This is a genomic window from uncultured Clostridium sp. (assembly GCF_947036855.1).
Taxonomy (GTDB): domain Bacteria; phylum Bacillota; class Clostridia; order Clostridiales; family Clostridiaceae; genus Sarcina.
This window is the reverse complement of sequence record NZ_CAMQRY010000083.1, coordinates 1-11,119: the sequence shown is the minus strand read 5'-3', so window position 1 is coordinate 11,119 and position 11,119 is coordinate 1. Positions and strand designations below refer to the sequence as shown.

Sequence of the window (11,119 nt, the reverse complement as noted above, 5' to 3'; positions counted from 1 at the left end):
GAGCAAGAGATAAGTGCTGATGAGGTGGAGAGATTACCAGAAGATCAAAAAAATACTGAATTAGATAAAATGTTAGCTGAAAGAAGAAAGATGGCAAAAGATCTTGGTAAGATAGAAAATGGTAATGAAATGGGAGTTTCAGCTAGTAGTGTAGGTTTTCCAGGACAAACAGAAAATATGCCAGAATTATTAAGTAGAGAAGAGTTTGATAAAATGTATACAGTAGCAATAGCATATATTGCTGAAAAACTTGGAATAGATAAAAATGATAATGAGGGACTTAAGAAAATAAACTTTAATATCTGTATAGACCCAAGAGCGAATGCAATTTATGATGATGAAGATAAAGGTGTGGCAGATGGATATGCAAATGAAGATATTCTTATTGTAGAATATGAAGAAACCGAGGATGTTTATAACTATTTGTTTTTAGGTAGAGATTTAACAAGTGGAGAGTGGAAAGCGTTGCATGATGGTTTAACTTATAAAGTTTAGTAGAATAAGAAGGGAAGAAGTTAAATTAAAGGTATTACTGTAATAGTTTTGGCATGCACTTTTAGTACAATGATAATATCTAATGCTAAATTTTGAGAAGAGTTAGCTAGAGTAGATTTATTATTTAAAAGGAGATGTTAATTTTGACGAGTATAAACAATGAAAAAATAGTTTGTAGATGCAAGAAGGTTTCAGAAAAAACAATTGTTGAAGCTATTAAAAATGGTGCTGATACTTTAGAAGGAGTTAAAGAAGAAACAGGAGCTAATGCATATGGCTGTTATGGATGTAGACTTCAAGTTAAAAAGTTGATTGAAGAAAATTAAGAATTATTAGCATTAGGAATTATAGAGTTTCTAATGCTTTTTTAGGTTTAATACAAATGGTATTATGATAATCAATTTTTGGAGTATAAAAAATAGATAGTCTGTGATAAAATAGGGCATATAAGATATTCATTTAAATACAGGAGGTGTTTGTATTATGGCAAAAGTTATAGGTACACTTGGACCTGCTTCAACAGGCTATGTTTGTGGTTGTAGTAAAGTTACAAAAAATGATGTTATAGAATCAATTAAAAATGGTGCTAGTACACTTGCAGATGTTAAGGCTGATACTGGGGCAAGTAATAAAGGCTGCGGTGGATGTAGTGGTAGAATAGAAAAAATATTAGAAGAATATAAATAGAAAAATATAGTTTATATATTTGTTTTAAGAGAAATCATTTGTTTAAAATGGTTTCTTTTTTTTATCACAAATATGGAGATGGATTAATATTATAGATAATAGAAATGTTAGTGATTGCCTAATTAAATTTTGTAATGCTTGTAAAAGGAGAAGAAAAATATAGGGGGAGATGAGTTTAGAATGAGAGATGCGTTTGAGCAAAGAGATATAGTTTATAGAATATCAGAAACTAATAATAGTGAGTTACAAGAAATAAATCTTAGTACAGGTAAGGTAAGGATTATAAATTTAACTGTGGAAATTGATGTTAGTACAGTTACTTATAGCAAAAAAGATGGCTTTATATATGGGGTTAGTAGTGGTTTTCCAAAAGTGATTTATAAGATTACTTTAGATGGGATTGTTGATTGTCTTGCTGAGGTATTACCAAATTTAGTGGATGGAAATTATGAAATTAGCACAATTGATAAAAATGGTTATTTATATATCAAAAGTATTAGTAGCAGAAAATATTATACTATTGATTTAAGTAATGAGATGTCTGAAACTTATAATTATTTAGTTCTGCCAAGAGATAATTATAATGTTGATAGAGATAGTGTTGGAATGGAACTTAGAGGACCTAATTTTAATGGTCTTGATTGGGACTATAGTATAAAAGATGGCAATTTATATGGCGTTAATGATGGTGGAAATATAAAGATGATAAGCCCAGTTACTGGTATAGTTGAATCTATTAATGATGTAAGGCTACCAGCAGCAGATTATATGATTTCTTATTTTGATAGGAATAATAAGTTTTATGCAGTTAGAAAGAATACAAAGAAAATATATATAATTAATGACATAAATCCTAAACATATAGTTATAAATAGTATAGCTAAAGAAAGTGAAGATGCTAGTATGTATTTGAATAATATATATCAAGAGAAAAAAATAGAGAGTAGTAAGGTAGAAAAATTTTTAAGACACGAATATAAAGATGATTTAGAGGAAATAGCAACAGCTATAAAAGAAGAAAGTATAGAAGTTATAGAGAAAGAACATATAGTTGAAAATATAGAAATTATAGAAGAAGTGATAGATGATAATAAGCCAAGTATTATTATAAATACAAACATAGATAAAGAATATGTAATAGTTTCAGAAGAGGTTCAGTATACAATAAGCATTGAAAATACAGGAGATATTGATATTTATAATATTAATATTGTTAATTGGTTAAATAAAAAAATTGAATTTATAGAAGGAACAGTTGAGATTAATGAAATAGAGGAAGAAGAGGCAAGTATTATATCTGGTATAGAAATAGGGATTTTAAATGCAGGGGCTAAGATGGTAGTAAAATATAAAGCGATTGTGATAGATGAAGGAGAAATAAAAACAAGGGATACTATACAATTTTTTTATAGAGGAAGTAAAGATAATAAAGAAGAAATAGTTTATATAAAAACTGATGATATTATAGTGAAGTCAAAGGTTGTAGATATTAAGATAAAAAAGACCTCAGATAAAAAGTTTGTAGTTTTAAGAGATGAGATAAAATATAAGATTAAAATTATAAATAATACAGGTATTACAGCTAGTAATGTGCTTGTTAAAGATGAAATTCCACAATATTTAGAATTTATAAAAGGCAGTTTTAGTTTAAATGGACAAGCAATAAATAATATAAATTTAAAAAATGGGATAAATATAGGTATATTAAAATCATTAGAATCAGTTGAGGTGGAGTATGCAGTAAATATTATTGGTAATCCATGTAGTGTTACAAAGGAAACAGGCGTTGATGTTTCATATAATTATATATTAGAAAATGGATATATTGGGACACGGAGAGTTTCAACAGTTGGAGAAGAGGTTAATTCATTTGATATGGGGATATCAAATTTTAAACAGCTAACAGTAGAATCATATTTAAATATAGAAACATCAAAACCAGAGATTGAATCTATTAATAAAATAAATAGTAATATAAAAATAGAAAATTATCATATAGTAAAAACAGCAGAAACAATATCAAATGAAGGGCAGTATTTAACTGGTTATAAGCTGGTTATCAATGGTGATATTGAAGTTATAATAGAATATACTGAAAATAATTTAAGGAGAATGGTTCATTCAGCTAGATATAGGATTCCTTTTAGTACGTTTATTGTTTTACCAAGAGGATATAATCTTGGAAGTAAAATTGAAGTTGAGGGGATTTTAGAAAATTTATATCATAAATTAATAGATGAGAGAATTTTATTTGTAAATATAGCTACTATTATTAATGCTAAAGTCGTATTTTAAAATTGCTTAGGTGAAATTAAAAATAATAATTGTAAGAAAACAATATAAATGGTAAAATTTGTATATTGTTAAGTATAATTATGAAAGATTTTAATAAATATTAAAATTAAATATTTATACTATGCTAAATCATATACTTATATATATGGTTTAGCATAGTTTTTTTTTGGGGGGATATAAATGAAAAAGAAAGCTATTTTATGTTTAATTTGTATAATGACTTTATTTACAGGCTGTGGAGTATCTAGTAATGAAGAAGTTTTAGATGGTAAAGAAGAAGTTGCAAAGGTGGAACTTGAGGAAAATATTGAAAATATTAAAGTGTTAGATATAAAAACACAAGATTTAGAGTATTTAAAGCCAGAGGAACTTACTTATAGACATGTTAATGTTATTGAAGATGATATTTTATTTACTGAAAAGTATAGTGAAGAACTTGAAGGTGTTTTAACTTTTAGAGGAAATAATTTTAGAGATGCTCCAAGTTATGGTATTTCAAAGATTGAAAAAGAAAAAATATCTGAGAAGTGGAATTTTACGACATCATCTAGTAGTTGGGGTGGAGGTGCAGGTTGGACTGGTCAATCTGCTCTGGTAAAATGGCCAAATGATGTGAAGCAAGGAATGAATATGACACAAGAGTTTAAGGATAAAGAAGGTGGGGTTGAAGTTATACAAGCTTCACTCGATGGTAAGATATATTTCTTAGATGCAAGTACAGGAGAAGAAACTAGAGAGTCTATAAATGTTGGTAATCCTATAAAGGGAAGTTTAAGTATTGACCCAAGAGGGATACCGCTTCTATATGTTGGAGAAGGTATTAATGAAAGCTCTGCAATTGGCTTTAATATTTATAGTTTAATTGATGGGGAGAAGTTATATGAAGTTTCAAATGATCCAGATGCACCAAGAGGATGGGGAGCTTTTGATTCAAGTGCTATAGTTAGTGGAGATACTGATAGTGTTATAGTTCCCGGTGAAAATGGAATCATCTATAAGATTAAACTTAATACAAAGTATGATAAAGAAAAAAATACTATAGATATTGAGCCAAGTGTAGGTAAATATATTTATGATGCAAGGGGATATGCTGGAGTTGAGAGTTCTATGGCAACATATGCTAATCTTGGATTTTTTGCTGATAATAAAGGCTATATAAATTGTATAGATTTGAATAATATGAAACCAGTATGGCAAGTCAATGGGATGGATGATACTGATGCAACATTAGTAATTGATGTAGAAGGAGATAAACCTTATATATATTCAGGTAGTGAAGTTGATAAGCAGGGAAGTGTAGGATTTAGTTATATTAAGAAGATTGATGCTATTACAGGAAAGGTTATATGGGAAAAGGAATTTGAATGTGAATCACTTCTTGGGGCTAGTCCTGTAAATGGAGGAATGCTATCTACACCTGTTGTTGGGAAAAATGATATTGATGATTTAGTTATATTTTCATTATCAAGGTATGATGGCTTTAATAGTGGACTTTTAGTTGCACTTGATAAAGCAACAGGAGAAATTAAGTGGGAAAACAAATTAGATAATTATGCATGGTCATCTCCAGTAGATTTTTATAATAAAGATGGAAAGGGATATATACTTCAAGGTGATTCAATTGGGAATATGTTTTTGATAGAAGGGAAAACAGGACAGGTATTAGATCAGATAACTTTAAATGCGAATATAGAAGCATCACCTGCAATGTTTAATGATACTGTAGTAGTAGCAACAAGAGGTGGGAGTATCTATGGGCTTGAAATAGAATAAGATAAAAGACTTAGCAAATTCAAAATGCTAAGTCTTTTTTATTACCCAAAAATTCTTGTTTGTTTTACTTTTTTTAAGTAGATTTCAATACCTATTAAAGAAAGTGATGTAGCAATCTCAACTACAGGCATTGTTACCCAAAGTCCCATCATTCCGAATGATTTTGATAGGATGAAAAGGAAGATAAGCATATAAACAAAACCTCTAAGCAGAGAAAGTGTTGTTGAAATTTTAAATTCTCCAATAGCTTGAATCGCAGCTATATTTAGAACATTTACTCCGGCAAGCATAAATGAGGCAAAGTAAATTATCATTCCAACAGTTGCTTGATGCATAAATAAAGCATCCCCAGTTGCAAATATATGTATAATTTGAACTGGGAATAAGAATGCAATAATAAACATAGATGCACCAACTAGGAATGCTATTACTCGTGATAATTTTATAAACCTTACAACTCTATTATGATTTTTTGCACCAAAGTTGATACTAACAAGAGGTTGTACACCTTGAGCGAGTCCACTAAATATAGCAAGAAAACTTACTGCTATATTATTAACAACACCATATGCTGAAAGCCCTACATTGCCAAGTAAATTATAACTAACAAAGTTAAATGCAATAATTACTACACCTGTTGTTAGAGATGATATAAAGCTTGGTATACCTATTTTACTAATTTTAAATAAAAATTTAAAATCAAAACTTTTAGTATGAAAATGGAAAGTATTTTTCTTTTTTATAAAATGAGCTGATAAAACAATAAGCCCAGCTATTTGTCCTAGAGAAGTTGCAAGTGCCACACCCCATATTCCATAGCCACATATAAAGAGAAAAACATAATCTAAAACTATATTTACTATATTAGTCATAATAACTGACATCATAGCAAGTTTAGGATTACTATCATTTCTTATGAAAACATTCATAGCACCAAGTATCATATAGGGTCCACTAAAAATCATTATTACATCAAGGTAGCTTTTAGTATAAGCAAAAGTTTTTTCAGATGCGCCAATTATGCTAACTATATCATCCATAAAAAATGTTCTAGCAATTAAGAAAAATATATATAAAACTATTATACCGATTATTGATGTGGTAAATATTTTATTTATAGATTTATAATTTTTTTGCCCCATATAGATGCCGATAAGTGTTGCACCACCAACTCCAAGCATTAGGTATAGAGCAGTCATAAGACTATATACAGGATAAGTTATGTTTAGTGCTGCAACTCCAAGAGCACCAAATTTTTGACCAATAAACATTGCATCACATAGAATACAAAGTGATAGTCCAAGCATTCCACCTACTGATGGAAGTATGTATTTTAAAAGAAGGCTTCCTTCTTTTGCAGTTAATAGTTCTTCTTTTTTATCTAACATTTTAAAATCTCCTATAATATTTTGAAAGTTTTCAAATAAAATATATTTAAAGTAGGGGTTATACAAATAAAAGCAAGTATTTTTATTATAGCATTAGTAGAGTATAGAGGGATAATTTATAAATATAAATAATTCAAATAAAATCATTTAAATCAGTAAGTTAGTTAGTATAAGGAAGAAAAGATATGAGAAAAAAACATATAAGTATAAATGACTTCGTTTTCATTAAATTTATTTTATAATACAAATAATAGCATGATATATAAAGTTAATATAAAATTAACAAAATATGGAGGCCAGTTGTCAAACTTTAAATATAAAATTACTTTAAAGGAAGTGACATAATGAAGAAGAAGATAGTTATAGTTAGTGGAGTAGTAGCAATTATTATAGCAGTATTAATTTTCCTTGCAGTATATTCAAGTAGAACAAACAAAGTGGATAATGCAGTAAATAATAAAGAATATTTATTTTTCTTGAAAAATGAGAAGGATACGCCTTATAGTGAGGTATCAGTTTTAAATAATAGTAAAGTTATAGAACTTGGACAGACAGCACTTGATGAAGTTTATACTTTAAATAATGAAGGAGCATTTCTTTTAGTGCAAGAAGATAGCACAAGTAAAAAAGATTATAACTTAGTTGTTGTTAATAAAGATAGAAGTGAAAAGGTTGTAGGAACTATAAGTAAGGAGTTTTTACATAGTATAGAATGTATTGATGGATATATTTATTATGAAGAAGTAAGTAAAGATAATAATGGTAATATAGTAAAATCAATAGTTGAGGTTAATCCAAGGGTTGATGGAAAGGTATTTCCAAAGATTGTTTTAAGTAATATGGATACAGTTTTATACTCAAATGATAAGAGAGTTCTTGGGACAAATTTAAAAGATGAGTTAATTTCATATGATAGGAAAACTAAGAAGGAAGAAATTATAGGACAAATGTACACATCTAAGAAGAGTGGTAATGAAGTTATATTACTTTCAAGTAATGGAGAGATAACTTATTATAATCTTGAAACAGGTGAAAAAATAGTTGATTCTAAAAGGATAACTAACTTTAGTGGAAAAGCAAAAGAGCTTTATACAACAGCATATAAAGATGGAAGTCTTATTTACTATACGTATAATGGCGAAAATAGTAATACTAAGCAGCTTTATATTAAAAGTAAAGATTCAGAGCCTATACTTATATCTAGTGATGTTAGTGATATTCAAGTAATAGATGATAACATTATTTATACAAAGGATATTAAAAATGGAAATAAGTTAGAGCATGAACTTATAGAAACTAATATAAAGAGTCCAAGTGAAAGTAGAGTATTACTTAAAAGTGAGTATATTAAAATGCAATATAAAGCAATTGATTTAGATGGAAGTATCTATGCTATTGTTGGAAATGATTCAGAGCTTTGTAAAATAACCAAAGATGGTGAGATAGAAAAATTAAATGATAAAGTTAATTATGTAGGTTCTCAAAAAGGACAAGTTATTTATTATAAGTCAGAATCTCAAGCAAATAATAATAAGTTTATTCATAATGTTGCTTATGAAATTTATATAGGGAATAAACTTGTAGCAAAGGATGTTCATATACTTTATATGTTAAATGGAAACATAGCTTATAGAGATGGTAATAATCTTAATATTATTGAAGATGCACAGGTACAAAAGTTAAATGTTGATATGAGTAAATATGATACTATACTAGAAAATGATGGTATGACTGATACATTGCATTTAGATGATGCGTATTTAGATGGATATTGGAAAATTGATAATGGATATAAGGTTGAATATATAGAACTTCAGGCAGGGAGTATGGGAGGATTGAAGGTTATATCTGAAAAAACTCTTGATGGGAAAAAATATAATTCAAATATGGAATATTATAAATATGAATTAGTTGACACTAGCTATGACAAAGCTAAAATAGCAGTGGCCAAAACTGATAGTGGGCATAAATTATTTGGAGATTTAAAGTATGATAATGTAGCAAGTATAGAAATGATAAGTGATAAAGGGTTTAAAATTGATGGTAAAAAAGTAAATGCTATAAAAATATCTAAAGAAGAATATGAGAATGCAGTTTCAAAAATTTTAACTAAAGAAAGTATAGAAACTATAGCTAAAAAATCATTGCAAACTAATGAAGTTAAATTTGTAGAAAATAAGGATATAAAAGGACAAGAATATAAAGTTTTTGAAAGTGTTTTAAAACCAAATAATAAAATAATTATAGGAAAAGCAGGAAGTGTATATGATTATAATAATTATATACAAAGTGGACATTTAATGCTAAATGAAGAAGATTTATATAGCTAGGTAAAATTCTAAGGTTTTTTATAAAATAAAGATAGGTTATAATTACAAGTAGAAAGACGTAAGGGAGAATGATATTAAAATGAGTTTTAAATTTTATATGCCAACAAAGGTTTTAATAAATAGAGATGTTGTTATTGAAAATTCAAAAGAATTTAAAGGGTTAGGAAAAAAAGCACTTATAGTTACAGGTAAATATTCATCAAAGCAAAATGGTTCTTTAGATGATGTTAAAGTAGCGCTTGAAAAAGAAGATATAGAATATATTGTTTTTGATAAAGTTGAAGAAAATCCATCAGTTGAAACTGTTTGTTTAGCTAGTGAACTTGGTAGAGCTGAAAATGTAGATTTTATTGTAGGGATTGGTGGAGGTTCACCAATAGATGCAGCTAAAGCTATTGGGGTTATGATTAAAAATAGAGAACTAACAAGAGAAACTTTATTTACAAGTAAAAAACTTGAATCAATAGATATAGTTGCAGTTCCAACAACAGCTGGAACTGGAACAGAAACAACACAGTATTCAATTTTAACTGACCATAATGATAGGACAAAAAAGAATCTTGGGCAAGAAATTTTCCCAGTTTTATCATTATGTGATGCTAAGTATATGATGGGAATGAATTTAGATGTTAGTAGAAATACAGCTATTGATGCATTATCACATATAGTAGAAGGATATTTAAATGTAAATTCAAATATAATTATTGATACATTATGTGAAAAAGCTTTAAATATATGGGGAAAAGCAATACCATCACTTTTAAATGGTGATATAAGCTTAGAAGATAGAGAAAATTTACTTTTAGCTTCAAATGTAGCGGGAACAATAATAGCTCATACAGCTACATCACTTCCACATGGAATGGGATATAACTTAACATATTTTAAAAATGTGCCACATGGACTAGCTAATGTATGTTTATATAAAGAATATTTAAGAGTATTTAAAAATAAAGCTAGAGTATATAACATATATAAGTTCTTGGGACTTAGTTCATATACAGAGTTTGAAGAAATAATAGAAGTACTTTCAAAAGTTGATATAGAAGTTACAGAAGAAGAAATTAAAGAATGGGCTAGTGCTTTTATAGCTAATAAAGCTAAAGTTAAAAATCATCCAGAAGATATAACAGAAGAGAATATATATAATATTTATAAAAAGAGTTTAATAAAGTAATATAGAAAAAATAGAGATGAAATATTAAAAAGGTAGATGAAAATCTACCTTTTTTCCTTTATAATGATTTTAAGATTTTAAACAAATGAAAAGGAGCGATTATGGAGATTTTTGTGATAGGACATTCTAATTATACATTTGAAAAACTTGTAAGTATGTTAAAAGAGCATAATATAAATGTAGTCATTGATATGAGAGAAACTCCTTACTCTGTGTATAATACACAATATAATAAAGAAATATTTGAAATTACAATAAAGGAAGCAGGATTTATTTACATATATATGGGGCATGAGTTTGGTGCTAAAAGGCAGAGTAGAGAGTCATATACCAATAAAGTATATGCAGATTTTGAAAAAGTAAAAGATGAAGAAATATTTATAAATGGTATAGAGAGAATAAAAGTAGGTATTAAAAAAGGATATAAAATAGCACTTCTTGGAGCTATGCAAGATCAGATAAGATGTCATAGAAGTATTTTGATTGGAAGAGTTTTAGATAGACAAGGAATAGATGTTAAATATATTTTACATGAAGGTGGACTTGGAAATCAAGAATACATAGAAGAGTGCTTACTTGATAAGTATTTTCCAAATAGGCATCAGTTAACTTTGGATTCACTTCTTGGAAATTCAAAATCAAGAGAAGAAATGGTGGAAGAGGGATATAAATTTGCAAATAGAGATATAGGGAATAGGACTGAAGGTATAGATAAAAAGAAACATTATAATTAAGATATAAAAAGTTAAATACCAATAATAGTTTATTTGGCGAATTATAATAGAAACATGCAATCTTATATGTTTTTTATTATAATTTGTTTGAATAATAAAAAGTTGTAAAAATATTGACACTTATAAAATAAGAGTGTATTATATAGAGAAATAAGAGAAACGCGGACAACTTATAGGAACTACTCATAAAAAGAGGGGATTAATTTTTTTTACCCAAAATGAGAATATTAGCTAGATTAG

Annotated in this window: 9 protein-coding genes; 8 read left to right on the top strand and 1 reads right to left on the bottom strand. The window is 27.7% G+C overall.

The window, feature by feature from the left end; translation table 11 throughout:
* From Q0V15_RS09060 to Q0V15_RS09040, 5 genes are all read left to right on the top strand, one after another.
* Positions 1–495: hypothetical protein (locus Q0V15_RS09060; RefSeq protein WP_297438195.1), on the top strand; the 495-nt coding region annotated here is incomplete at its 5' end.
* 143 nt (positions 496–638) lie between these two features.
* A complete protein-coding gene (locus Q0V15_RS09055; RefSeq protein WP_297438193.1) occupies positions 639–821 on the top strand; it encodes a (2Fe-2S)-binding protein in 183 nt (60 codons plus the stop codon).
* Between the two features lie 157 nt (positions 822–978).
* Positions 979–1,182, top strand: coding sequence for a (2Fe-2S)-binding protein (locus Q0V15_RS09050; RefSeq protein WP_297438191.1), 204 nt, complete (start codon positions 979–981; stop codon positions 1,180–1,182).
* Between the two features lie 180 nt (positions 1,183–1,362).
* A complete protein-coding gene (locus tag Q0V15_RS09045; RefSeq protein WP_297438189.1) occupies positions 1,363–3,477 on the top strand; it encodes a DUF11 domain-containing protein in 2,115 nt (704 codons plus the stop codon).
* A 180-nt stretch (positions 3,478–3,657) separates the two neighbouring features.
* On the top strand, positions 3,658–5,250 hold the full coding sequence (locus Q0V15_RS09040) for a PQQ-binding-like beta-propeller repeat protein (RefSeq protein ID WP_297438187.1): 1,593 nt from the start codon (positions 3,658–3,660) through the stop codon (positions 5,248–5,250).
* 41 nt (positions 5,251–5,291) lie between these two features.
* Here the strand turns inward: Q0V15_RS09040 and Q0V15_RS09035 are convergent, their stop codons facing one another.
* A complete protein-coding gene (locus tag Q0V15_RS09035; protein WP_297438184.1) occupies positions 5,292–6,638 on the bottom strand; it encodes an MATE family efflux transporter in 1,347 nt (448 codons plus the stop codon).
* 344 nt (positions 6,639–6,982) lie between these two features.
* Here Q0V15_RS09035 and Q0V15_RS09030 point away from each other — a divergent pair, with 344 nt between their 5' ends.
* The 3 genes from Q0V15_RS09030 (at position 6,983) to Q0V15_RS09020 (ending at position 10,879) form a co-directional block, all read left to right on the top strand.
* Positions 6,983–8,968 (top strand): hypothetical protein, encoded by a 1,986-nt coding sequence (locus tag Q0V15_RS09030; RefSeq protein ID WP_297438182.1) that lies wholly within the window; start codon positions 6,983–6,985, stop codon positions 8,966–8,968.
* Between the two features lie 79 nt (positions 8,969–9,047).
* A complete protein-coding gene (locus Q0V15_RS09025; protein ID WP_297438180.1) occupies positions 9,048–10,145 on the top strand; it encodes an iron-containing alcohol dehydrogenase family protein in 1,098 nt (365 codons plus the stop codon).
* Positions 10,146–10,246: 101 nt separating this feature from the next.
* Complete coding sequence (locus tag Q0V15_RS09020) at positions 10,247–10,879, top strand: DUF488 family protein (protein WP_297438178.1); 633 nt, start codon at positions 10,247–10,249, stop codon at positions 10,877–10,879.
* The last annotated feature ends 240 nt before the right edge of the window (positions 10,880–11,119 follow it).

Excerpts from the sequence above, each read along its gene's own strand:
- Q0V15_RS09045 (WP_297438189.1), top strand. The coding sequence starts at position 1,363 with ATGAGAGATGCGTTTGAGCAAAGAGATATAGTTTATAGAATATCAGAA.
- Q0V15_RS09025 (WP_297438180.1), top strand. The coding sequence starts at position 9,048 with ATGAGTTTTAAATTTTATATGCCAACAAAGGTTTTAATAAATAGAGAT.
- Q0V15_RS09035 (WP_297438184.1), bottom strand. The coding sequence starts at position 6,638 with ATGTTAGATAAAAAAGAAGAACTATTAACTGCAAAAGAAGGAAGCCTT.
- Q0V15_RS09030 (WP_297438182.1), top strand. The coding sequence starts at position 6,983 with ATGAAGAAGAAGATAGTTATAGTTAGTGGAGTAGTAGCAATTATTATA.
- Q0V15_RS09050 (WP_297438191.1), top strand. The coding sequence starts at position 979 with ATGGCAAAAGTTATAGGTACACTTGGACCTGCTTCAACAGGCTATGTT.
- Q0V15_RS09020 (WP_297438178.1), top strand. The coding sequence starts at position 10,247 with ATGGAGATTTTTGTGATAGGACATTCTAATTATACATTTGAAAAACTT.
- Q0V15_RS09040 (WP_297438187.1), top strand. The coding sequence starts at position 3,658 with ATGAAAAAGAAAGCTATTTTATGTTTAATTTGTATAATGACTTTATTT.